This is a genomic window from Streptomyces sp. NPDC001070 (assembly GCF_053598835.1).
The window spans coordinates 31,636-54,265 of sequence record NZ_JBSFLB010000028.1; the positions used below are offsets into that span (position 1 = coordinate 31,636).

At 72.9% G+C, this 22,630-nt stretch carries 23 protein-coding genes and 2 pseudogenes; 9 read left to right on the top strand and 16 right to left on the bottom strand.

The genetic code is table 11. From position 1 onward, the window contains the following. Window positions 1-26 precede the first annotated feature (26 nt). Window positions 27-623 carry a hypothetical protein gene (locus tag ACWDAS_RS29980; protein WP_450397264.1) on the bottom strand — a complete coding sequence of 199 codons (597 nt, stop codon included), beginning with the start codon at window positions 621-623 and terminating at the stop codon, window positions 27-29. Window positions 624-740: 117 nt separating this feature from the next. Beyond that, complete coding sequence (locus ACWDAS_RS29985) at window positions 741-1,703, bottom strand: peptidoglycan-binding domain-containing protein (protein ID WP_450397266.1); 963 nt, start codon at window positions 1,701-1,703, stop codon at window positions 741-743. A 188-nt stretch (window positions 1,704-1,891) separates the two neighbouring features. On the opposite strand from ACWDAS_RS29985, the gene ACWDAS_RS29990 reads away from it, so the two are divergent. After that, window positions 1,892-3,937: a DHA2 family efflux MFS transporter permease subunit gene (locus ACWDAS_RS29990; RefSeq protein ID WP_450397269.1), complete on the top strand. Its 2,046-nt coding sequence runs from the start codon at window positions 1,892-1,894 to the stop codon at window positions 3,935-3,937. 37 nt (window positions 3,938-3,974) lie between these two features. Here ACWDAS_RS29990 and ACWDAS_RS29995 read toward each other — a convergent pair whose 3' ends face one another. The 3 genes from ACWDAS_RS29995 to ACWDAS_RS30005 form a co-directional block, all read right to left on the bottom strand. Beyond that, window positions 3,975-4,481, bottom strand: a complete 507-nt coding sequence (locus tag ACWDAS_RS29995; RefSeq protein ID WP_450397272.1) for a hypothetical protein — start codon at window positions 4,479-4,481, stop codon at window positions 3,975-3,977. Window positions 4,482-4,635: 154 nt separating this feature from the next. Further along, on the bottom strand, window positions 4,636-5,046 hold the full coding sequence (locus tag ACWDAS_RS30000; RefSeq protein WP_450397275.1) for a cupin domain-containing protein: 411 nt from the start codon (window positions 5,044-5,046) through the stop codon (window positions 4,636-4,638). A 258-nt stretch (window positions 5,047-5,304) separates the two neighbouring features. Next, on the bottom strand, window positions 5,305-5,634 hold the full coding sequence (locus tag ACWDAS_RS30005; RefSeq protein WP_450397278.1) for an antibiotic biosynthesis monooxygenase family protein: 330 nt from the start codon (window positions 5,632-5,634) through the stop codon (window positions 5,305-5,307). Between the two features lie 82 nt (window positions 5,635-5,716). Between ACWDAS_RS30005 and ACWDAS_RS30010 the strand changes: the two genes are divergently transcribed. Further along, the gene (locus tag ACWDAS_RS30010) at window positions 5,717-5,998 is read left to right on the top strand and encodes a DUF2087 domain-containing protein (RefSeq protein WP_450397280.1); all 282 of its coding nucleotides are present in this window, start codon (window positions 5,717-5,719) and stop codon (window positions 5,996-5,998) included. Here the strand turns inward: ACWDAS_RS30010 and ACWDAS_RS30015 are convergent. Beyond that, the gene (locus ACWDAS_RS30015; RefSeq protein WP_450397283.1) at window positions 5,932-6,180 is read right to left on the bottom strand and encodes a DUF2000 family protein; all 249 of its coding nucleotides are present in this window, start codon (window positions 6,178-6,180) and stop codon (window positions 5,932-5,934) included. The two genes, ACWDAS_RS30010 and ACWDAS_RS30015, sit on opposite strands and share 67 nt — an antisense overlap. Before the next feature lie 58 nt (window positions 6,181-6,238). Between ACWDAS_RS30015 and ACWDAS_RS30020 the strand changes: the two are divergent. Beyond that, window positions 6,239-7,026, top strand: a pseudogene (locus ACWDAS_RS30020) (helix-turn-helix domain-containing protein). Here ACWDAS_RS30020 and ACWDAS_RS30025 read toward each other — a convergent pair. Then, the gene (locus ACWDAS_RS30025; RefSeq protein WP_450397284.1) at window positions 6,999-7,655 is read right to left on the bottom strand and encodes a hypothetical protein; all 657 of its coding nucleotides are present in this window, start codon (window positions 7,653-7,655) and stop codon (window positions 6,999-7,001) included. The pseudogene ACWDAS_RS30020 and the gene ACWDAS_RS30025 sit on opposite strands and share 28 nt — an antisense overlap. Before the next feature lie 111 nt (window positions 7,656-7,766). Beyond that, window positions 7,767-8,438, bottom strand: a complete 672-nt coding sequence (locus ACWDAS_RS30030; protein ID WP_450397287.1) for a DedA family protein — start codon at window positions 8,436-8,438, stop codon at window positions 7,767-7,769. A 529-nt stretch (window positions 8,439-8,967) separates the two neighbouring features. Between ACWDAS_RS30030 and ACWDAS_RS30035 the strand changes: the two genes are divergently transcribed. From ACWDAS_RS30035 to ACWDAS_RS30050, 4 genes are all read left to right on the top strand, one after another. After that, window positions 8,968-10,389: a family 2B encapsulin nanocompartment shell protein gene (locus tag ACWDAS_RS30035; RefSeq protein WP_450397290.1), complete on the top strand. Its 1,422-nt coding sequence runs from the start codon at window positions 8,968-8,970 to the stop codon at window positions 10,387-10,389. A gap of 200 nt (window positions 10,390-10,589) precedes the next feature. Next, on the top strand, window positions 10,590-10,787 hold the full coding sequence (locus ACWDAS_RS30040) for a hypothetical protein (protein ID WP_450397293.1): 198 nt from the start codon (window positions 10,590-10,592) through the stop codon (window positions 10,785-10,787). A gap of 33 nt (window positions 10,788-10,820) precedes the next feature. Further along, window positions 10,821-11,357, top strand: coding sequence for a DUF4097 family beta strand repeat-containing protein (locus ACWDAS_RS30045; protein WP_450397295.1), 537 nt, complete (start codon window positions 10,821-10,823; stop codon window positions 11,355-11,357). A 90-nt stretch (window positions 11,358-11,447) separates the two neighbouring features. Continuing rightward, on the top strand, window positions 11,448-12,692 hold the full coding sequence (locus ACWDAS_RS30050; protein ID WP_450397298.1) for a hypothetical protein: 1,245 nt from the start codon (window positions 11,448-11,450) through the stop codon (window positions 12,690-12,692). A gap of 108 nt (window positions 12,693-12,800) precedes the next feature. On the opposite strand, the pseudogene ACWDAS_RS30055 reads toward ACWDAS_RS30050, so the two are convergent. The 3 genes and pseudogenes from ACWDAS_RS30055 to ACWDAS_RS30065 all read right to left on the bottom strand — a co-directional run. Beyond that, window positions 12,801-13,397: pseudogene (locus ACWDAS_RS30055) on the bottom strand (phosphotransferase); the annotation flags it as partial. A 51-nt stretch (window positions 13,398-13,448) separates the two neighbouring features. After that, the gene (locus ACWDAS_RS30060; RefSeq protein ID WP_450397300.1) at window positions 13,449-13,676 is read right to left on the bottom strand and encodes an FmdB family zinc ribbon protein; all 228 of its coding nucleotides are present in this window, start codon (window positions 13,674-13,676) and stop codon (window positions 13,449-13,451) included. Between the two features lie 20 nt (window positions 13,677-13,696). Beyond that, window positions 13,697-14,356: an O-methyltransferase gene (locus ACWDAS_RS30065; protein WP_450397303.1), complete on the bottom strand. Its 660-nt coding sequence runs from the start codon at window positions 14,354-14,356 to the stop codon at window positions 13,697-13,699. A gap of 23 nt (window positions 14,357-14,379) precedes the next feature. On the opposite strand from ACWDAS_RS30065, the gene ACWDAS_RS30070 reads away from it, so the two are divergent. Further along, complete coding sequence (locus ACWDAS_RS30070; protein ID WP_450397306.1) at window positions 14,380-15,024, top strand: nucleoside/nucleotide kinase family protein; 645 nt, start codon at window positions 14,380-14,382, stop codon at window positions 15,022-15,024. On the opposite strand, the gene ACWDAS_RS30075 is transcribed toward ACWDAS_RS30070, so the two are convergent. Genes ACWDAS_RS30075 through ACWDAS_RS30085 form a run of 3 tightly spaced genes read right to left on the bottom strand, consistent with a single transcriptional unit; the run spans window position 15,005 to window position 19,463 of the window. Beyond that, window positions 15,005-15,832, bottom strand: a complete 828-nt coding sequence (locus ACWDAS_RS30075; protein ID WP_450397309.1) for an HAD family hydrolase — start codon at window positions 15,830-15,832, stop codon at window positions 15,005-15,007. The genes ACWDAS_RS30070 and ACWDAS_RS30075 overlap by 20 nt on opposite strands. Further along, on the bottom strand, window positions 15,829-18,267 hold the full coding sequence (locus ACWDAS_RS30080) for a phosphoribosyltransferase (RefSeq protein ID WP_450397312.1): 2,439 nt from the start codon (window positions 18,265-18,267) through the stop codon (window positions 15,829-15,831). Before ACWDAS_RS30080 ends, ACWDAS_RS30075 begins: the two co-directional genes overlap by 4 nt. Window positions 18,268-18,296: 29 nt before the next feature. Further along, window positions 18,297-19,463: an HpcH/HpaI aldolase/citrate lyase family protein gene (locus ACWDAS_RS30085; RefSeq protein ID WP_450397314.1), complete on the bottom strand. Its 1,167-nt coding sequence runs from the start codon at window positions 19,461-19,463 to the stop codon at window positions 18,297-18,299. Window positions 19,464-19,698: 235 nt separating this feature from the next. Here ACWDAS_RS30085 and ACWDAS_RS30090 point away from each other — a divergent pair, with 235 nt between their 5' ends. Continuing rightward, window positions 19,699-20,631 (top strand): TerD family protein, encoded by a 933-nt coding sequence (locus tag ACWDAS_RS30090; protein ID WP_450397317.1) that lies wholly within the window; start codon window positions 19,699-19,701, stop codon window positions 20,629-20,631. Window positions 20,632-20,664: 33 nt separating this feature from the next. Here the strand turns inward: ACWDAS_RS30090 and ACWDAS_RS30095 are convergent, their stop codons facing one another. Then, window positions 20,665-21,396: a TerD family protein gene (locus ACWDAS_RS30095; protein WP_450397320.1), complete on the bottom strand. Its 732-nt coding sequence runs from the start codon at window positions 21,394-21,396 to the stop codon at window positions 20,665-20,667. An 87-nt stretch (window positions 21,397-21,483) separates the two neighbouring features. Continuing rightward, window positions 21,484-22,626 (bottom strand): DUF475 domain-containing protein, encoded by a 1,143-nt coding sequence (locus ACWDAS_RS30100; RefSeq protein WP_450397322.1) that lies wholly within the window; start codon window positions 22,624-22,626, stop codon window positions 21,484-21,486. Between the last annotated feature and the right edge of the window lie 4 nt (window positions 22,627-22,630).

Here is a 22,630-nt window from a genome sequence, read left to right on the forward strand (position 1 = left end):
CCAGGGGGGAGGGTGCCAAGGCCCGGCTACGCGGTGGCGGCGCCCCCGTCGACGTACTGGAGCAGCCCGTAAGTGAAGCCCGCGGTACGGCGGTTGCTCCCCGGCGGGGCCTGCGGGTCGGTGAACTCCAGCCGCCAGCGGGTGGGGGCGTCGCCCTCCAGCGGCCGCGCGGGCGGGAACGCCCGGGCCACCTCGTCCACGGTGCAGGACCAGGGGGTGAGGTCGTCCGGTACCGAGAGCCGCGGCCCCTCCTCCCCCGGCGCGCGGACCAGCCACTCGTTCCAGATCGCCCCGCCGGCCGGAGCGCACAGCACCTCGAACCTCAGAGTCGGCCACAGCGGCACCGGCCACAGCAGCGCCGGGCAGGTCAGATCCCCCACCCGCCGCCGGGACACGGCCTCGGGCGGCCCGAGCACCGCCCGGTAGCGGCGCTCGCCCCGCGGGAAGCCCCGGGCATGCCCCCATGCCTGCCAGCGGCGGTTCGCCTCGCGCATCTCGGTACGGCTCGCCCCCAGCGCGCGCAGCGCCTCCTCCACCAGTTCGGGCCGGTGGTCGGCCATCCGCCGCAGCAGTACCAGCTGGAAGCCCCTGAGCCCGAAGTCCTCGATCGCCACGCCCCCCATCCTGCCGGAGCCCCCGCAGCCGGACATCACGGCGCCCGCCCGGGACCGCACCCCGGGCGGGCGGTGCGTGACGGATTCGGCGGACCGTACGCGACGGATCCGGCGGATCCGGCGGGATCAGCCCCAGCCGTGGCCGTCGTTGCCGCCGGAGTCCGGGTCCTGCGTCGCTCCGGTCTTCGACTCCAGGGCCGCCCGGGTGTTCGGCCCGTAGACGCCCTCGGGGTCGCCCTGGACGCCGTAGAAGAACTGGAAGCGGGCCACGGCGTCCCGGACCTTACGGTCGTAGTCGCCGTCGGAGGGGCCGTAGTAGAGGTGCATCTGCTTGAGACGGTTCTGCAGGTCGACAACGGCGGGGCCGCTGTCGCCGCTCTGCAGGGTCGCGGGCACGGCCGACGGCGACGAGCTGGGGGCCCGGGACACCTGACCGCTCGCGGAGGCGGTCGGCAGCGACGCGGTGGCGCTGGGCGTCGGGGACCCCGCCGTGGCCGAGGCCGTCCCGCGGGTGGCCGCGAGCGTGGAGGGCGTGACACTGGGCGACGCCGAGCGCGAGGCGGAAGCAGACGGCCGCTCAGACGGCGGCAGCTCGACCGCGGGCTCGGAGGTGCCCTGGTCGGGGGCTGCCTCGGTGCGGTCCGGTATGCCGGTCAGCTGGGCGGTGACGAACACCGCGCCGACGGCGAGTCCGACCGCCGCGAGGCCCGTGCCCGCGATGACCGCGCCGCGGCGGCGGCGGTGGGCTCCGGCGCGCCGCCTGCTCACGGCGCGGGAGGGGTAGGGCACCAGTTCGCGGGAGGTGGCGGTCACCGGCACCGGCAGCCGGTCGGAGGAGACCGTGCCGAGGTCGATGACGTCGGTGTCGTCCTCCCCTGCCTCATCCGCGCCCTCGGGCGCCACGGGTTGCGTCGACGGCTCCGCCTCGGGCAGCGGGAAGGCCTCGGCCGCCCCCACCGCGACATCGGCCGGAACGGGCTCTTCCACGTCCTCGTACTCCCCCGGCCCCGGCACGTACGGCCGCACCCGCAGGGACTCGTACTCGTGCTCCTCGTGCGAAGCCGGTGATCCCGGCGTGTCCGACGCCACCGGCGCCCCCTCCCCACGTCCTGACAGACGCAGTGATTATGCAGACCGCCCACGCCCGGTGCCCAGGCGTCTCCGTCCCCGACGGTCGTACAAACGGAGCCAATCTTGTGGAAATGGTGTGAATATTTATAGAGAAGTGACGTGAACGCGGTACCGGTGCCGCCGGTATCCGAGCGGAACGAGCCCGTATGGCGCACGACGACACCACCGCCCCCGCGGGGCGGGCCGCGGCGGACGGCCCGGCGGAAGTGACCGACAAGCGGTCCGTGTACGTCGCGATCGGTGCGCTGGCGCTCGGGCTGCTGCTCGCCGCGCTGGACCAGACGATCGTCTCCACCGCCCTGCCGACGATCGTCAGCGACCTGGGCGGCCTGAAGCACCTCTCGTGGGTGGTCACGGCCTATCTGCTCGCCTCCACCGCCGCCACGCCGCTGTGGGGCAAGCTCGGCGACATGTACGGGCGGAAGAAGCTCTTCCAGTCCGTCATCGTGATCTTCCTGATCGGCTCGGCGCTGTGCGGCCTCTCCCGGAGCATGGGCGAGCTCATCGCCTTCCGCGCCCTGCAGGGCCTGGGCGGCGGCGGGCTGATCGTGCTGTCCATGGCGATCGTCGGCGACATCGTGCCGCCGCGCGACCGGGGGCGCTACCAGGGCGTGTTCGGGGCGGTGTTCGGCGCGAGCAGCGTCCTCGGGCCGCTGCTGGGCGGGCTCTTCGTGGACACCCTCAGCTGGCGCTGGGTGTTCTACGTCAACCTGCCGCTCGGGATCGTGGCGCTCGCCGTGATCGCGGCCGTGCTCCACATCCCGGTGCGGCGCACCACGCACCGCATCGACTACTGGGGCATGGCGGTGGTGGCGGCCGCGGCGACCTGCCTGGTGCTGACGACCTCGCTGGGCGGTACGACCTGGGCCTGGAGCTCCTGGCGGATCATCGGGCTCGCGGTGCTCGGCATGGCGCTGATCGCGGTCTTCGTCGCCATCGAGCGGCGCGCCGAGGAACCGGTGCTGCCGCTGCGGCTGTTCCGTATCCGCACCTTCTGGCTGTGCTCGGTGATCTCGTTCGTCATCGGCTTCGCCATGTTCGGCTCGCTGACCTTCCTGCCGACCTTCCTCCAGGTCGTGCACGGCTACTCGCCGACCTGGTCCGGCGTCCACATGATCCCGATGGTGGTGGGCATGCTGGTGTCCTCCACCGCCTCCGGCCAGATCGTCTCCCGCACCGGCCACTACAAGGTCTTCCCGATCGCCGGGACCGGCGTCACCATCGTCGGCCTGCTCCTGCTGCACCGGCTCGACGAGACCACCGAGGTCTGGGTGCTGAGCCTGTACCTCCTCGTCTTCGGCCTCGGACTCGGCCTGGTCATGCAGGTGCTGATCCTCGCCGTGCAGAACGCGGTCGGTTACGCGGACCTGGGCGCGGCCACCTCCGGCGCCACCTTCTTCCGTTCCATCGGGGCCGCCTTCGGCGTCTCCATCTTCGGCACGATCTTCTCGACCAGCCTCGCCCGCGAGATCACCGCGGCCCTGGCCGGGCTCACCCTGCCGCCCGGCTTCGACCCGGCCACGGTCCAGTCCGACCCGCGGGGCGTCCGGCAGCTCCCGGCGGCCCTGCGCGACCCGGTGCTGCACGCGTACTCCACGGCCATCACCAGCGTCTTCGTGTGGGCGGTTCCGGTCTGCGCGGTCGCCTTCGTCCTGGGCTGGTTCCTCAAGGAGCAGCCGCTGCGGCGCTCGGTCACCGTCCCCGACGCGAGCGAGACGATCGGCACCAACCCCGTCGACCGCTCCTCCCTCGACGAGATCGCCCGCGGCCTCAGCGTCCTCGGCAGCCGCGAGGCCCGCCGCGACCTGTACGTACGGATCACCGACCTGGCCGGTCTCGATCTCCAGCCGGCGGCCAGCTGGCTGCTGCTGTACATCGCGCGCACCGGCTCCGCCGACCCCGTCGACCTCGCCCTGCAGACCACCGTGCCCTACACGGTCATCGAGGGTGCCGCCTTCGAGGTCGAGGAGCGCCGCTACGCCGTCCGCCAGGGCAACCCCCTGGTCCTCACCGAGCGCGGCCAGGAGGTCGCGGCGCTGCTCACCGAGGCCCGCCGCAAGGTCCTCGCCGATCTCCTCGGCGACTGGAACCCGGAGCACCACGCCGAACTGGCGGCCCTGCTCACCAAACTGACCACGGAGCTGTGCGGCCAGGACCAGGACCGCCCCGGCCCCCACCGCCCCGCGGCCTGATCACGCGAGAGCATCCGGAACCGCCCGCGCGACCGGGTCACCCCGGTGACGAGGCGAAGGCGGAGAGCGCGGTGAAGTCCGCCTCGGCGAGGCCCACGCGCGGGTCGACGTGGTGCAGCAGGGCGGGCGCGGTGTGGTGCTCGGCGACCCAGGACGCGTCGGCCGGGCTCTGCTCGTCGTCGACCCAGGCGAAGCGGCGGCCGGCGGCGTACGCCACGAGCGTCTCGGTCTTCCAGTGCACCAGGTCGGGCCGCTGGGCGAACAGCACGGCCCCGAAGTCGACGTACGGCAGCTCGGGCAGTCCGATGACCGGGCCGATCCACCGGTTCGCCTCCGCCATCCACGTGGTGGCCCAGCACAGTTCGTACCCCAGTCCGAGCAGCGCCTGGCCGTGGGAGGGGTTGAGCCACACGCGCAGCGGACGGGCGGCGATCCCGGGCATCGGCACCCGCAGCGTCGTGTAGCCCTCGGGCCGCCTGCTGCGCTTGGCCGCGTACGGGTTGAGCGGGCCGTCGACGTCGAGGAAGAGCAGCGGCCGGTTCATGTGCACAGCCTGACTCGGAGTGATCCACGTCGACAAACGGATATCGCGAGGACGGTGGGCGGCGGCGCCCCGCGCACGCGGGGCGCCGCGCGGGGCCGCCGGGCCGCGCACGGGTCGAGCTCCTAAAGCGGTGCCGACCCGATGCCGGTCGCCATCATGGCCGGGTGACCCGCAGGTGTCGCCGTTCGGCCAGTTCCTCCGCGCCGACCACGGTCAGAACCGGGGTACCAGGCGGCGCGAACAGGATCACCACCAGCTGCGACTGCGCGTCCTGAAGGTTGTTGGCGCCCTGGTAGTGGATCACATCGCCCCCGGGCTCGAACAGAGCGTCACCGGCCTTGAGCACCCGGGGCGGCTGACCCTCCAGCTCGAAGAGGACCTCGCCCTCGGCCACGTAGCCGAAGATCGGTCCGGGGTGCCGGTGCGGCGGAGCGCCGGGGTCACCGGGCGGCAGGGTGACCCGGATGGTCCTGGCCTCGGCACCGGCCGGAATCCGGGCCGCCGCCTCCGGCAGGGTCGCGATCACCTCGACGCCCGGGGGCAGGTGTGCGTGCTCAGCGCTCATGTCTTCCTCCAAACAGGGTTGGTCCGAAGCGAGGACAAGACGCCCACCACCTTTGTGACAGCGATACGCGGCGAACCCCTGCGACCACGACCTCGAGGACGGAATGCGCCGCCTGGGCACCGCCCTCGCAGAACCGGGCCGCCGTACCGGGCCGCCGTACCGCGCCTCACCGACCCGTCCACCGGTGACAGGGCGAAGCGCGCGCCCCCGGGCCCTTGGGCAGCCGGGGGCGCGCTGCCGCGGCCCTGGGCGAGAGCGTCAGCTCTGCTTCGGTGCCGCCTGCTGGACGACCTCGAAAGACCACAGGTTCGAGTCGGTTGCGGCAGGCTTCGGCCGCTCCGCTCCGGCCTCGCCGCCGCCACGGTGCGCGGCCTGCATCGGACCGGACATCCACTTCTGGAAGTCCTCCTCGCTGCGCCAGCGCGTGTAGACGAGGTAGCTGTCCGTGCCCTCGACCGGGCGCAGCAGCTCGAACCACTCGAAGCCGTCCGAGTTCTCCACGGCGCCCGCCCGCGAGGCGAACCGCTTCTCGAGGACCTCGCGCTGCTCGGCCGGGACGGTCAGAACGTTGATCTTGACGATGCTCATGTCCCTATCGTGCCAGCCGAAATTCGCGTGCCCCGGTCAGGCCCGCGTGTCAGGCTGCCCGGCGGAATGTGTCATCCCGAGCATGGAGGAATGCGCTGTGTCCGAGAGCGGTGCGCATGCGGTGTCGGCCCTGTTCTCGCAGGGGCGGCTCACGGTCATCCCGCGCCGCGCGGCGCGGCGCGAGCAGTTGCTGCGGCATCTGACGGAGACGCTGTTCCGGCCGGGGCGGGACTACCACGAGCGCGAGGTCAACGAGGCGCTGCGGACGGTGCACGACGACTGCGCGGCGCTGCGCCGCTACCTGGTGGAGGGCGGCTGGCTCGAGCGGTCGCCGGACGGGACCGCGTACCGCAGGAAGCGGTAGGCGGTCCCGGCCCGGCTCCTTCGCCCGCCCTTCACCCCGCCCGGCTCAGCCGTGCAACCGGAGCCCTTGGTGACCTTGTCGACCACGCCGCGCGGCCCGTGGAGCCCGAGCCCGAACAGTTTCAGCTCGTCGGCCGGGACGGCGCGGCCGGCCCGCCGTCTTGAACGCTGGTGCGCCCGCAATGGGGGGATCGACGACTGGGCCCGCTACTGGCGTGATCCGGCGCGGCCGGTCGAGGCTATGCACGCGCACTTCGTACGCCACGTCTTCCACCGGCACAGCCATGACGCGTACTCGTTCGCGGTGACGGAGAGCGGGGCGCAGCGTTTCCACGCGCGGGGCGGGATGCACACCAGCACGACGGGCATGGTGATGGCCTTCAACCCGGACGACCCGCACGACGGGGAGGCCGCGGAGGAGCTCGGCCTCACGTACCGGATCGTGCACATCGGGCCGAGGTGGTGCGCGAGGTGCTCGCCGACGCCGCGGACGGCGGGGCGGCCCCGCCCGCGATGCCCTTGTTCGAGCGGCCGGTGCGCGAGGACCCGGTGCTGGCACGGGCCCTCATGGGGCTGCACGGCGCGCTGGTGGGCGGTGGCGGGGACCTCGTGCGGGACGAGTGGCTGACGGCCTCGGTGACGGCGATGGTGCGGCTGGGCGCGACCCGCCCGCCCCGCGACCGGGTGATCTCCCCCGGTGGTCAGGCGCGGGCGGTGCGGCGGGCGCGGGCGCTGCTGGAGGAGTCGTACGCGCTGGACCTGCCCGCCCCGGCGCTGGCCGAGGCGGCGGGCTGCAGCCGGTACGCGCTGTACCGGGCGTTCCGGGCCGAGTACGGGATGCCGCCGAGCGACTTCCGGCGGCAGCTGCGGCTGCGCCGGGCGCGGCGGCTGCTGGCGGCGGGGCGGAGCACGGCGGAGGCGGCCGCGGAGGCGGGATTCGCGGACCAGAGCCATCTGCACCGCTGGTTCGGGCGGTACTTCGGGGTGACGCCCGGGGCGTATCAGCGGGCGGTGCTGTTCCGCGGCTGACCGGGCCCGCCCGCCCCGCTCCCCCGCTGCTCCGGCTCGAGCAGCAGCAGCACGCACACGCCGATGACCCACAGCCCGGCGAGCCCGAGGCCGATGAATCCGGCGTACGGGATGAACATCAGCACGCCCAGGACGAAGGCCGTCCACCCCAGCCAGTGCGGCAGCGGACCGCCGTCGGTGCGCGAGACGGCCAGTCCCGCCGCGAGCAGCATGACCCCGATGCCGGCCAGGATCGGCATGAACAGGTCGCTGCCCAGGGCGTTGAGTGCCTGGAGCGCGCCGCCGCCGACCAGGGCCCGGTCACTGGCCTCGACGAGGGCGAGGGTGAGCCCCGCGCTGATCCAGAAGCCGAGGGCCGCCAGGATGCCGCCGGCGAAGGCCACTTGGGGCAGCCAGCCGGTGCGGTCGGACGCGGCGAGGACGTGCCGCAGGTAGCCGGCGAAGAAGACCAGGAACAGTCCCGCGACGAGCAGCAGGTAGAGACTGACGCCCTGCCTGGTGTCGTGGACGAGGTAGAACGCCCTGATCGCTGTCCCGGAACTCCCGATCCCCGGGGTGTCGCCCTGGAGCGCGTAGGAGACGGCGGCAAGGATCACGGCCGCCAGGCCGGTGAGCGGTCCGAGTGGCATCGGGGGGTCTCCGATCCGTCCGTGCCCCCGAGACCGGTTGATGTCCGTATCGATGCTGTCACGGGTTCCCAGGGGCCGCCATCGACGGCCGCCGGGACCCCGCGCGGTGCGTCAGCGGGCCTCGGCGACGGCCGCTCGGTCGGGCGCGGCGGCCTGGGCGGGCAGCGTCACCGGTACGACCTGGTGGGCGCGGCGCTCGCGGCGGAAGACGTACGCGGCGAGCGAGCCGGAGCCGATCAGGGCGACGGCGGAGGTGGCGGTGCCGAGCCAGCCTGCGCCGAGCCACTGGCCGCCCGCGTAGCCGAGGCCCACGCTGTACGCGGCCCACGCCAGGCCGGCCAGTGCCGACCAGGGCAGGAACTCGCGGATGCGGCGGTGCGCGGCACCGGCGGTGAGGCTGACGACGGAGCGGCCGGCCGGGGCGAAGCGGGCCAGCACGACGAGCGCGCCGCCACCGCGGGCGAGGACCGCGCCGAGGATCTCCTGGGCGGTGGAGAGCCGGCGGGAGTGCGCGACGTGCTGGTCGATCCACTCGCCGCCGCGCCAGGCGAGGCGGTAGGCGGCCAGATCGCCGATGGTGGAGGCGACGGCCGCGCAGAGCAGCAGGGCGACCACGTCGAGGATGTCGTTGCCGCTGCCGCCGGTGGCGGTGCCGGCCGTGGCGGCGGAGATCAGCAGGACGCCGCTCGGCATCACCGGCAGGAAGACGTCGAGCACGATGGACGCGGCGACCAGGGCGTAGATCCACGGTGAATCGAACAGGGAGCCTGCTCCGATCAACACCGCGTCCTCCTCTCCCGGCGAGTGCGCGGCGCCCTCGGGGTGTGAGGCGGTATCGCGCAGAAGCGGTTCTTCTGCGACCCGCTCTCAGCCGTACAGCGTACGCCAGCTGCCCTCCTGAGATCTTCCCGGGGGCGCGTGACGTTTTCCTCATCTTCGATGGCGGACATCGGGAATAGCACGCGATTAACCGGGAGGGACGACAGAACGTCCCCGGAACGAGATGTTCCGCGCGGATCCGGACACCCCAACCATGGACATGCCAGGCATTCCAGTCCGCGCCCGGTACTCGGCGCCGGGAACGGGACAACACCCGCCGACCGCACCGAAGGCGCCGCCCGCCGAAGAGGGGAGCGTTCCGCACACTCACTCGAATGAGTGAGTACAGGACGCTCCGCCCGGTGGGTAGCTTCCCGAAGGAAAGCGGCAGAGGGCAGGGGGCAAGGCGAGAAGAACTCGTTTCACCGTGAATTGATTGCCTTAACCACGCTTTGTGCGCGTGGGCCATCAGGCCGCAAGGGAAGGACCATTCATGACGGTTGAGCCGGGTGTCGCGGCGGAGGCGGCGACGGGGAACGGCCAGTCTCAGCAGAGTCTGAGCACCGCTGCGGCGCGGAATTTGGCGACGACCACCAAATCGGCGCCGCAGATGCAGGGAATCACCTCGCGCTGGCTGCTGCGCGTGTTGCCGTGGGTCCAGGCCGCGGGCGGCGCCTACCGGGTCAACCGGCGGCTCAGCTACTCGGTGGGCGACGGACGGGTCGACTTCGTGCAGACCGGCTCCGAGGTCCGGGTGATCCCGGCGGAGCTCGGAGAACTGCCCGTGCTGCGCGGCTTCGGGGACACGTCGGTGCTGGCCACGCTCGCCGGGCAGTTCGAGCAACGGGAGTTCGCGGCCGGCGAGACCATCGTGTCGGCCGGGCAGCCCGCCGACCACGTCTTCCTCGTCGCCCACGGGAAGATCAACAAACTGGCTCCCGCCAAGTGGAACGGCCAGGGCGTGATCGGCACGATCGCCGACGGCGACCACTTCGGCTCCGAGGGGCTGGCCGGCGCCGACGGCACCTGGGAGTACACCGCCAAGGCGGCCACCGCCGTCACCGCGCTCGCCCTGCCGCGCCAGGCCTTCCAGGCCGCCATGCAGCAGGCCGACGGACTGCGCGAGCACGTGGCGAGCTTCGTCAGCGGCACCCAGCAGGCGCAGAACAGGTACGGCGAGAAGGCCATCGCGCTGGCCTCGGGACACATCGGGGAGCCGGAACTGCCCGGCACATTCGTGGATTACGAACTCTCGCCGCGCGAGTACGAGTTGAGCGTCGCCCAGACCGTGCTGAAGGTCCACAGCCGCGTCGCCGACCTGTACAACCAGCCCTACAACCAAGTCGAGCAGCAGGTGAGGCTGACCATCGAGGCACTGCGCGAACGGCAGGAGCACGAACTGGTCAACAACCGCGAGTTCGGGCTGCTGCACAATGCCGACTACCGGCAGCGCATCACCACGCACTCCGGCCCGCCCACCCCCGACGACCTCGACGAGCTGATCAGCCGGCGCCGGGGCGCCCAGTACCTGCTGGCCCATCCGCGCGCCATCGCGGCGATCGGAAGGGAATTCAACAGCCGCGGCCTGGTCCCGCACACCATCGATTTCCACGGCCATCACGTGCCGTCGTGGCGGGGTCTCCCGATTCTTCCCTGCAACAAGATCCCGATCTCCCGCGAGAACACGACCTCGATTCTGGTGATGCGCACCGGCGAGGACAACCAGGGCGTGATCGGCCTGCACCAGACGGGAATTCCGGACGAGTACGAGCCCGGTCTCTCCGTACGGTTCATGGGGATCGACGAGAAGGCGATCATCTCCTATCTCGTCAGCACCTACTATTCGGCGGCCGTCCTCGTCCCCGACGCCCTCGGGGTGCTGGAGAACGTGGAGATCGCCCGTCCCGGAGCCTGACGCTCACGCGGCCCCCGGGAGCGGCGGCGCGTGCTCGTGGCGGACGGTGCACAGCGGCGGGCCCCGGCCGGCCGCACCGTCCCCACCGCCCGCCACGAGAGCGGCCGTCGAACCCCCGGGCGGGGCGGGGGTTTTCCCCACCCCGCTTCCGGTGGGCGGCCCGATTCCGGGCACAACGGGCGCTCCGTAGCGTCCTGGGTATGACGAAGAGCATCCGCACGTTGAGGACCCTCACCGCCGCCGCGGGCGTCGTGGCGCTGATCGGGACGGCGTCCGCCTGCGCGAACGCCTCGGACGACACCGAGCCGGAGCGCAAGAGCTTCGCGCTCGACGGGAACGAGCTGACCATCGACTCCTCGGACAGCGAGGTCGTGGTGAAGCCGGCCGACGTCAAGTAGGTCCGGGTCACCCGGAGGTTCGACGGCTGGGCCGTGCTCGGCGACACCCCGAAGGCCACCTGGTCGATGAGCGGGCACACCCTGACGTTCCGCACCAAGTGCCAGGGCGTGGCGCAGGACTGCTCGGTACGCCACGAGGTGCTGGGGCCGCGCGGGGTGAACCTGACGGTGGTCAACGGCGACGGCCGCGTGGAGGCGAGCGGCTTCAGCACCCCGCTGAAGCTCAGCACCAGCGACGGCTCCGTCGTGGTCCGGGACGTGACCGGCCCGCTGCGGCTGTCCAGCGGCGACGGCCGGATCGACGCGACCGGCATCGCCCCCCGCGTGGTCAGCGCGCACACCTCCGACGGCTCGGTGAAGCTGGCCTTCAGCGAGGTGCCCGACCGCGTCGAGGCGACGAGCGGCGACGGCCGGGTCGGCGTCGCGCTGCCCCGCCAGGCCTACAAGGTCTCCGCGCGCTCCGGCGACGGGCACGTCAGCGTCGAGGTGCCCCGTGACGAGTCCAGCAGCCACGTCGTGACGGTCCGTACGGGCGACGGCTCGGTCAGCGTCACGGAAGCCGGCCGCTGACCGCAACCGCCCGGCCCGTGTATTCGTCCCAGCCAGGTGGGAGACTGGAGCGGACAACCACCGGCGGCGGACCTGCGGGAGAGGGCGACTGTGACGACGGCACGCTCGTGGTGGCGGCGCGGGGACAATCTGCGCGCCGACGCCCAGGCCGCGAAGGACGCCGCCGCGGAGGCCTTCTACGAGCTGGACACGGCCCAGCGTGACCTGGTCATCTCCATAGAGACCATCACCGCCGTCGACAGTTCCCCCGCCGCGCGGCGCGCGAGCGAGGACTTCCGCGCGCTGGGCGAGCGCATCGACCAGGTCAGCGCCGCCTACATCGCGGCGGTCGACGCCTACGACCTGGACCGCGACGAGTTGGAGGCCGGCACCGCGGCCCGCGCCCGCACCGAGCTCACCAGGGCCAAGGACGACCTGGTCCGCGCGCGGAACGACCTGGACGCCTTCACGCGGGGGCTCACCCCGCTGCTGGACAAGGCCGAGACGCAACTCGCCCGTCTCGCCCCCGCCGTCGAACGGGCCCGGCAGGCCCTGCTGGCCGCCTCCAACGCCCTGGACGCGGTACGCGCCTCGGGTCTGCGCGCGGACGACCTCGCGGCCAGACTGGCCGCTCTCGGCCCGGAACTGACCAAGCTCAACCAGGGCGCCGGCACGCACGGCGTCCAGGAGACCATCCGGCGCGCCGACGAGGTGCTGCGCACGGCCGAGACCATCCGCATGGAGGCCGAACGGCTGCCGGAGCGGGCCCGTGAGATCGACAAGCGGGTCGTGTCGCTGCGCACCAGGACCCAGGCCCTGGCGACCCGCACGGAGGGCGTCGAGCCGATCCTCAGCGAGCTGCGCCGCCGCTTCAGCATGGCCTGCTGGCAGGACCTGCAGCACGTGCCGGAGCGGGCGGCGGAGGCCGTGGGCCGCGCGGAGCAGAAGCTCTCCGAAGCGGCGAAGGCGCGGGACGAGCAGCGCTGGCCGGACGCGACGGCCCAGCTCGGCACGGTACGGGCGCTGCTCGACGACGCCGACGCGGCGGTGTCCGCGGCCGGGGACCGGCTGCGGCGGCTCAACGAGGTCAGCAAGGACCCGCAGGGCGAGATCGAGCGCACGCGGTTCGCCGTCCGGGACGCCCAGCGGCTCGCCATGCAGGGCCGTACGACCCCCGAACCGCGCCACGCGCGCCCCCTCGACGACGCGGTCGCCCGGCTGGACCGCGCGGTCGACGGGCTGCAGGGCCGGCACCCCGACTGGTGGCACTTCCTCACCGAGACGGCGGCGGTACGGGACACCGCGGCACGGGTCGTCGCCGCCATCCGCGAGGACCGCGCCTCAGGGCGGCCTTAGCCCTCCTCGGCTCTCCTCGGCCATGAGACCGTCCCGCCCTCTCGCGCCCACCCACCGGCACTCCCCCCGGCGTGTGCCACCAGGGCCTCCGCAAAGGGTGAGGACGGCCTAAGGCATGGCGCAGGAGAGCGCCGCGCGGATCTCCCCGGCCGGATCGCCCTCGTGGTACACCCGCTCGCTGGGCTCGATGTTGTCCAGGAACTCCTGGTAGCGGACGGCGTACATGAGATGCGCCAGCGGTTCGCCGACGGTGAGCGCCCGCCGCGGATCGGATCCGGGCACCAGTGCCGACCAGGTCCGGACCCAGGCGTCGGCGGCGTGCTCCCAGCTGCGGGCGTCCAGGAACCCGCGTGGCCGCAGGCCGTCGAGCACCGGGTGGCCGAAGTGGCCGTCGGCGAAGTCCACCATCACGATGCGCCGCCCGTCATGACGCCAGTTCCCCGGATGGAAGTCGCCGTGCACGACGGTGTGCGGCAGTCCGCAGGCCTCCAGATCCGCGATGAGTGCGGGCAGCCGCGCGGCCAGCCGGCGTGCCCGGGTCCGCTCCGCCGGTGCGAGGTCCCGACCGGCCTCGCCGCCGAGGAGCCGGTGCACCCGGCCGGGCAGGGTGCGCGGCGTACGGTCCCGCAGCCCGGGCGGTGCCTTCGCCGAGGCGATGGCGGCCTGGGCCGCCGCCAGCCGCCGCACGGCGCCGCTCGCGACGTCCGGCGCGGGGGCTTGTGCCCGCGAACGGTTATCGCCCGCCGCCGCGTCCCGTCAGCCGCAGCAACCTCCGCCGCAGCAACCGCCACCGCCGCCCGCCGCCGGGCGGGGGGCCGCGGCCGCGGAGGCCGAGGCGGTGCCGCCGACGGCGACCGTCGACAGCAGCTTGACCGTGTCGTCGTGCCCGGCGGGGCACTCCGCGGGGGCGGAGGACTCGGCCATCGGCCGGCTCAGCTCGAATGTGGTGCCGCAGGAACGGCAGCGGTACTCGTAACGGGGCATGAGCACAGATTAACCAGCGCTCAGAGCCTGCGCGCCAGAGTGAGCCCGTCCGCGACCGTCAGGAGCAGCGCCTCGACGCGCGCGTCGGCGGCGACGCGCTCGTTGAACGCCTGGATCGCGGCCGCGTCACCCGTCGCCTCGCGGTCCACGACCCGCCCGTGGAAGAGGGTGTTGTCGGCCGCGAGCACCGCGCCGGGCCGCATCCGCGGTACCAGCTCCTCCCAGTAGTTGGTGTAGTTGCCCTTGTCCGCGTCCAGATAGACGAAGTCGATCCACGGCTCCCGCGGCAGGGCTCGCAGGGTGTCCAGCGCGGGCGCGATCCGCAGGTCGACACGGTCGGCGACACCGGCCTTGGCCCAGGCCTCGCGGGCGACCGCGGTCCACTCCTCGGAGATGTCGCAGGCGAGGAGCCGCCCGTCCGCGGGCAGCGCCTGCGCCATGGACAGGGCGGAGAAGCCGGTGAAGGTGCCGACCTCCACCACCTGCCGGGCCCCGACGAGCCGCACCAGGAAGGCCAGCAGCGGACCCTGCTCCCGCGCCGACTGCATGGCCGCCGCGTCGCCGAAGCGGGCGTGGGTGATCTCGACCAGCTCCTCCTGGACCGGGTCCAGTGCCGGGTTGTGCTCGAGGACATACTCGTACAGCTCGGGCGTGAGCTGCGGGTTCTTGGTCTCGTGCACGGCTGCTCCTTAAGGTGGCGGGCATGTACGTGGATGACGTCCTCGACCTGGTGCCCAGCATGCCAGGCAGGCGAGTGCTGCTCGGGCTGGCGGGCGCTCCCGCGGCGGGAAAGTCGACCCTGGCCCGTTCGCTGGTGGACGGAGTGGACGCACGGCTCGGCGCGGGCACGGCCGCGTACGTGCCGATGGACGGCTTCCACCTGTCCAACACCCAGCTGGACCGGCTCGGTCTGCGCGGCCGCAAGGGCGCGCCGGAGACCTTCGACGTGGACGGGTACGTCCATCTGCTGCGACGGCTGCGGGCGTGGCAGGGCCGCACCGTCTACGCGCCCGACTTCGACCGGGCGCTGGACGAGCCGGTGGCGGCGGGGGTCGCCGTACTCCCCCAGGCCCGGCTGGTGGTGACGGAGGGGAACTACCTGGCCGACGACGGCCCCGGCTGGCACGAGGTCCGGGACCTGCTGGACGAGCTGTGGTTCGTCGAGGCCGACGCCGCGGTCCGCGAGGAGCGGCTGCTGGCCCGGCATGTGACGGGCGGTCGTACGGAGACGGACGCCCGCGCCTTCATCGAGGCGAGTGAACGGCCGAACGCGCTGCGCGTCGAGGCGACGCGCAGCGCGTGCACGCGGGTGGTGCGGTCGGGCGGGGTCAGCGGCGGGCCACGCTGAGCATCCGGCGCAGGATCTCCTCCCCCGCCGCGACGCCCGGCAGGGCCAGCGCGTCGACGTGGGGCGCGACCCAGCCCGTGTCGGCGAGTTCGCCGTGGCCGGGGCGCCAGCCGGTGTGGGCGGCGAGCAGCAGCTCCGCGTCGAGCAGCGAGTCGCCCGCGGCGAGCACGTGGTCGGCGCCGGTGCGCCGGACGACCTCGGCCAGGGCCGCGGACTTGGTGAGCGGCTTCGGCACGGCATAGATCTTGCGGCCCTGCAGCGAGACCGTCCAGCCGCGCTCCTCGGCCCACTCGGCGAGGTCCTTGACCCAGCCCTCGGGGAGCAGCGACCGCTCCACGACCAGGTACACGAACAGGTCCTCGGCGACGCGCTCCTTGCGCATCCAGGACTCGTCGGCGGTGCGCGCCATGAACTCGCGGACCTCCGCGAGCGGCGCGCAGCCCTCGGCGAGGCGGCGGCGCATCTCGGCGTTCCAGTCGTGGTCCGTGTGGCCCTTGACCAGGATGTGGCCGCCGTTGGCGCAGATCGCGTAACGGGGCACCGGGCCGGGGAGGTTGATGCGCCGGTACTGCTTGCGGGTGCGGGTCGTCGCGGGGACGAACTCGGCGGCGGCCGCGAGCCGCTGGATCAGCACGGCGGCGGTCTCGGTCATGAAGGACAGCGGCCTGCCCTCGTGGACCTCGACGCACAGCAGCCGCGGCGCCTCCTCGTCGGCGACGGACAGGGCCAGGGCCGACGGCGAGTAGATGAGGGTGCGGTCCAGGTCGCTCGCGACCAGGGACTTCACGATCTCCGGGCGCTGCTTCACTTGGCCTCCACCGCCTTGCCGTCGGTACCGGTCGCACCCCGGGTGAAGCGCGGGTGGATCAGTCCCACGCACGAGTACGGCAGGTCGTCCACCTCCTCCACCGGGACGCCCCGCTGCTCGGCGAGCAGCCGGATGTGCGCCAGGTCCTGCCCTGCCCCGCGCCGGGCGAGCACCCGCCACGGCACGCGGCGCAGCAGGACCCGGGTGGTCTCGCCGACGCCGGGCTTGACCAGGTTGACGTCCCCGATCCCGTACTCCTCGCTGATCCGCTCCACGGCCTTCCAGCCCTCCCAGGTGGGCGTGCGGTCGGCGGCCTGCAGCTCCTTGACGTCCGCGGCGACGGCGTCGGCGACGGCGGCGAAGCGGGCGGTGATCGCCTCCAGGAAGAGGTTGGAGACGTCGGCGCCGGCCAGCTCGCGGTAGAACTTGGCGCCGTGGAACTCGTCCGGGCCGATCAGGTCCGCGCGCAGCACGGTGCGCGAGATCAGCCCGGATACGGTGGAGTTGAGGCACGCGGACGGGATGAGGAAGTCGTCCCGGGTTCCGTAGGTGCGCACGCACGACCCGGGGTCGGCGAGCACCGCGATCTCCGGGTCGAATCCCCCGTACGGCGCCACCGCGTCGGCGAGTTCGCGGGTGATGGCGCCCTTGCCGGTCCAGCCGTCCACGAACACCGCCCGCGCGGGGTCGTGGTGCTCGGCCAGCCAGCGCAGGGCGGTGGTGTCGATGCCCCGGCCGCGCACGATGGAGACGGCGTAGTGCGGCAGGTCCAGGCCGTGCGCGTGCCGCGCCCAGCGGCGCATCAGCACGCCGACCGGGGTGCCCGCGCGGGCCAGCGACACCAGGACGGCGTCCGGTCCGCGTTCGGCGAGCACCAGCTCGGTCACGGCGCCGACGGCCCGTGCGATCCGGTCGGCGGAGTCCTCCAGCGCGGCCCGGAACAGCTCCTGGTACTCGGCACTGGGCTGGTACTCCACGGGCAGCGACTCGGCGTAGTGCGCCCCGCCGCTCTGGATCGCCTCCTCGCGCTCCTCGGTCGGGGCCTCCAGGTCCACGTCGGAGAGGTCCTTCAGCAGCCATCCGACCTCGTCGGGCGCGTACGAGGAGAACGCGGGCCCGCGCAGCGGCTCCGGGAGCGTCGAGGCGGGCGTGCGGGGTTCGTACGAGGGCACCACGGCGAGCAGGAGCCTTTCTGTATGGCCGGCGAGCTGCGCCAGCAGCCCTCCGGGGGCGTGCAGGGCGGGCGTGTCGCCCGCGCTGTCCACGACGGCGACGACGGCGTCGAAACCGGCGCCCGCGACGTTGTAGGCGTAGCGCTCGCCGGGGCCGTCCGCCGGGTCGTCGTGGTCCGGGAAGGAGATCCGGGTACGGATCGCGTACCCGGGGTCGTCCACGGCCAGGACCGGCGAGCGGGTCGTCGTGGAGAACCGCACCTCGGCCCGCGGCAGCGCGTCCTGCAGTGCCTGCGCCAGCCGCAGCGGGGCGTACATGAGCTCCTCGTTCCCGAGGACGAGGACGCGGGGTGCCGGGCCGTCCCCGGTGCCGTCGCCGTCCCCGGCCAGGCGCAGGCCGTCGAGCAGGCGTGCCGCCATCGCGGGCAGCGCCGCCTCCAGCCGCGCGCGGTGCGCGGGCGTGAAGCCGTGCCGGCCGCCGTCGGGCAGACCGGCGGGCCAGTCCAGGTGCACCCGGTGGGGTGCCGCTCCCCCGGCCGGACGGGTGGGCTCGGCGGCGCCGTGCGCGGCGACCAGCGCCTGGCCGCGCTCCAGCACCCCCTCCGGGAGGACGACGGTGCCCGAGGCCAGGGCGATGACGTCGACGGTCGCGCCCAGGTCCGCGGCGAACTCCGCGAGCAGCCCGCGGTCGGCCTCCGACCGCATGTCGACCAGGGCGACCACCACGTACCGGCGCCGCGGATACCGCTCGTGCAGCGCCCGGACGGTGTTGAGCACCGTCCGGCCGGTCGAGAACTCGTCGTCGACCAGCACCAGCGGCCCGTCCCCGGCCAGCAGCCGGGTGTCCTCCGGCAGCAGCAGGTGCGAGGTCGCGTGGCTGTGCTCCTCCTCGAAGCCGCCGACGGCCTCGACCCCGGGGACCGGGCGCCGGGTGGAGTGCAGGTACGGGGCCGTGCCGAGCCCGTCGGCCACGGCGTGCCCGAGGCCGGTCGCGGTCTCGGCGTAGCCGAGCACCACCGCCCGGGCGGCCTCGCGCTCGCCCAGCAGTTCCCGCACCCGTATCCCGAGCCCGTACCCGGCGTCGTAGACGACGTGCGGCCGCTGCGGCACGTGCTTGCCCAGCACATTGGAGACGAGCAGGTGCGCCCGCTTGGGGTTGCGGCGCAGGGCGAGGCCGAGCAGACCGCTCAGGCCGTCTCCCCGGAGGGTGACGCCGAGGCGGTCGGCGACCCACTGCCCGGACCAGATGTGCTCCGCTGCCATGCGTTCGGCACTCTCCCTTTCGTTGCCGGTCACGACGGCACGCACGCGGAGAGCAGCTCGACGAAGCCGATCTCCTCCCGCGCCACGCCGAAGACCTCGGCGCGCCGCACGGTGCGCTCGGCCCAGGCGCGGTGCGGCTTCACCTCGTTCATCTTGTTCGTGTAGGCCGAGCGCAGGACGCCCCCGCCGCTGCGGTCCTCGTGGAGGATGTCGATGGCGTCGCTCCACTCCTCGTGGGAGACGACGCTGAGCGCGTGGACGGGCTGGACGTGCGAGGGGTGGATGCAGGTCTTGCCCTGCAGCCCGTTCGTCCGGTCCAGCTCGATCTCGCGCAGCAGCCCGTCCATGTCCCGCTGGATGAGGGCCTCGCGCAGGTCGACGGCCTCGGGGACGAAGGGGCTCTGCCGCAGCAGCGGCTTGAACATGCGCTCGGAGTGCTTGAAGTACTCCCAGACCGGTCCGGTGATGGTGAAGCCGGTGCCGTCGGCGCGTCCGAGGACGTTGACCACGTCGGCGATGATCGAGGCGACGATGCGGACGTCGTAGGCGGTCATGTCGGGCGAGCGGCGCAGCCCGTAGGCGGAGCAGAAGTCGGTGACGCCGAGCCGGAGCGCGAGGACGCGGTCGCGGTACTTGTCGACGGTGCGGGAGATGCCGTAGAGCGTCTCGGTGCGGGTCTCGAGGTGGAGCAGCTGCGGGGACTCCAGGACCGGCATCGCGAAGAGCCGTCGTCCGCAGACCGCCTCGGCGGCGCTCAGGGCCTCCAGGAAGGGGACCCCGGACTCCTCCGTGAACTTGGGGAGCACGAATCCGGAGAGCAGCGCCACGTCGTCGCCGAGCCGCCGTACGAGGTCGGTGATCTGGCCGGGGGTGCGGACCCGTATGAAGAGCAGCGGCGGGTCGGCGTCCCCGATCCGGTGGGACAGCTCGCCGAACTGGCGGACCAGGTTCTCCTCCGCGTCGTCGACCTCGCGGTCGTCGATGGAGTCCTCCAGGCACAGCACCATCGAGACGACCCCGCGCGCGGCCTGCTTGAGCACGTCGTCGGCGAGCCGCGGCCGGGTGGCCGGGCAGTACAGGGTGGCGCCGAGGGCGACGGCGAGCGTGCCGGCCGGGGAGTCCGCGGTGAATTCGGCGGGCTCCCGGTGGAAGAGCTCGTTCCGGACGTCCGGCGCGAGGTGCCCGAAGTGGCGCATGCTTTCCCCCGTGGCAGGTGGTGGTCGAAGAGGTTGGAGAGGTGGGGGGCGTCCCCCGACGCCGTGGCCGATTATCGTACGTGTGAGCCCCCTCCGGACGTTCCCGCCGCGCGTGAAAATCAGGTAACCCCCGCGCGTCCGGTGCGTGTCGTACTGTCCCCATCTCTCCCCCCGGCCGGGCGCGCCCCGCGCCCCGCGTTGTGGGCGCGGCCCCCGGGAGGGCAGGATTACGCGCATGACGCAGGCGATGGTGAAGGGCTCGAACATCCCCGTGACCGCCTCGGGGGTGCGTGCGGTGCTCCGCTGGAGCCCGGGGGCGGGGGTGCCGGACGTCGACGCCTCGGCGCTGCTGCTCGGGGCCGACGGGCAGGTGCGCACGGACGAGGACTTCGTCTTCTACAACCAGCCCCGGCACCCGGCGGGCGTCGCCCGGCACCTGCCCAAGCGCAGCGAGCCGACCGGGCTGACGGACGCGGTCGAGGTGGACCTGGCCGCGCTCGACGCCGGTGTCGACCGGGTGGTCGTCGCGGCCTCCGCGGACGGCGGCCCCTTCGCCCTCGTGTCGGACCTGCGGGTCCTGCTGTACGACACGGCCGCGGGCGCCGACGCCGAGCCGCTGGCGGTCTTCGACGTCGTCCCGGACACCGGCGACGAGTCGGCGCTGATCTGCGGCGAGCTGTACCGCAGGGCGGGCGGCTGGAAGTTCCGCGCGCTGGGGCAGGGCTACGCCTCGGGGCTGGAGGGGCTGGCCACCGAGTTCGGCATCGCGGTCGAGGAGGGCGACCTCGTCGAGGCGCCGCCGCAGCGGCCGCGGCCGGACGGGGAGGTGACCTCGGTGCCGCAGCCGGTGCCGCCGACCGTGCCGGTGGCCGCCGAGCCGGACGCGTACACCCTGCAGGCCCCGGCGCCGGCGCCCGCCCCGGTGCCCCCGCAGCCCGCCGCACAGCCCGCATACGGCTACCCTCAGCAGCCCCAGCCAACGGTCGCCGCCCCGGCGTACGGCTATCCGCAGCAGCCCACGGCGCCCGCGCCGGCCTACGGCTACCCGCCGCAGGCCCCGGCCCCGGCCCCGACGGCGGCGGCCCCCGGCCCCGCGTACGGCTATCCGCAGCCGGTCCAGGGGTTCACGCTGCCGCCGCAGGGTCCGCAGTTCCAGGAACGCCGCTGAGCGAGCCCGGGGCGGGGCCGGCGGTCCGGGCGGTCAGACCTTGGTCTTGTAGCCGCGGCCCCACTGCAGGCCCCAGCCGTACAGCCGGTCGAGCTCGGCCTGGAAGCCGTAGACGTACTTGACCTCGCGGCGCACGGTCAGGTCGCCCTTCTTGTTCTCGATGAGCACGACGGCGCAGGAGCGGGCCTGCGGCTCGCGCTCGTCGAGCAGGATCTCGATCCGCGGGCCCGAGCCGGGGAAGATCTCCACCTTGGCGTGGGTGCGGTCGAAGGCGGGCGTGCCGTCGTAGATGTAGACGAAGACCAGCATGCGCTTGAACTCGTCGCGCTTGTCGAGGTTGATGTAGAGCGTCTCGCCGGACGAGCCGCCGAAGCGGTCGTCACCGGTCATCTGGATGTACGGCGGGGCGTCGAGGTCGCCGAGGAAGTTGCCGAGCGGCTGGACGACCCCCTTGGTGCCGTCGGCCAGCTCGTACATGCACGCCAGGTCGAGGTCGACGTTGACCATGGCGGGGCCGGCGGCCTGTACCGGCTCCGGCTTGAACAGATGCATCTGGCGGCTCAGCCAGGAGCCGCTGCGCTGGTTCCAGCCGCCGGTGTCGGAGGTGCGCATCTGCCAGGACAGGTTGATGCGCAGATTGCCGACGGCCGCGCCCTGCTTGGTCAGCGAGACGACCTGGTGCCGCCTGGTGAGCTCGATGGTGTGAGCGTTCGCCACGTCGAACTGCGCGCTGAAGCCGCCGCTCGGCCGCAGGAAGTTCCACATGTCCGTCCGTCCCTCCCCTGGACGCGCGCCGCCCCCCGCCGGGGCGGCGGGGGGCGGCGTGACCCGAATGTCGTGACGAGACGGGGGTCAGACCCCGCTCGTCACCTCCGCTTTGTCGTCCCGCTGCTCGGAGCTTTCCCCGAGACGGCGGTTTCGCACCACCGACGACCAGTAGGAGGCGCCGATCAGGACGACACCGACGAGGCCGGTGACGACCTCGTTGATCTCGAACTTGATGGTGACCAGGAGGATGACGGCCAGGGCGCCGATGGCGTAGTGCGCGCCGTGCTCCAGGTAGACGTAGTCGTCCAGGGTGCCCTTGCGGACCAGGAAGACCGTGAGCGACCGGATGTACATCGCACCGATGCCGAGGCCCAGGGCGATGATGAAGATGTCGTTGGAGATCGCGAACGCGCCGATGACGCCGTCGAAGGAGAACGACGCGTCGATGACCTCCAGGTAGAGGAAGAGGAAGAACGCCGCCTTGCCCGCCAGGCCCACGGCCGAGGCGCCACTGCCGGCCGGCTTGCCGCCCGACGCGATCTCCTCGAGCTCCTCGTCGGCCTCGTCGGCCTCGTCCTCCAGGCGGTCCTCGAAGTAGCCGGAGACGCCGCCGACGACGAGGTAGGTGATGAGGCCGCCGATGCCGGCGAGCAGCACCGTGGAGGTCTTGTCGCCGCCGCCGTGCGCGACGTTCGTGGCGAGGGTGGTGGCGGTGACGAGCAGCGCGACCAGGGCGATGACCACCGAGAGCGTGTCCAGCTTGCCGAGCTTGGAGAGCGGCTTCTCCAGCCAGGCGAGCCACTTGTGCTCACGCTCCTCGAAGATGAAGTCGAGGAAGATCATCAGCAGGAACATTCCGCCGAACGCGGCGATCGCCGGGTGCGCGGACGTGACGAGGTGTTCGTACTGTTCCTTTTGGTTGATCGCCAGGTCGATCGCCTCGATGGGACCGATCTTCGCCGTGATCGACACGATGATGATCGGGAAGACGAGACGCATGCCGAAGACGGCGATCAGAATGCCGACGGTGAGGAAGATCTTCTGCCAGAAGGCATTCATCTTCCGCAGGATGCCGGCGTTGATCACGGCGTTGTCGAACGAGAGCGAGATCTCCAGCACCGAGAGGATGGCGACGAGGGCAAGCCCCTCCGCACCCCACAGGTAGCCGGCGAGGGCGAAGCCGGCGGCAGTCACGCCGAGCGACCAGCCGAAAGTTCGGAGGAGCACTGGA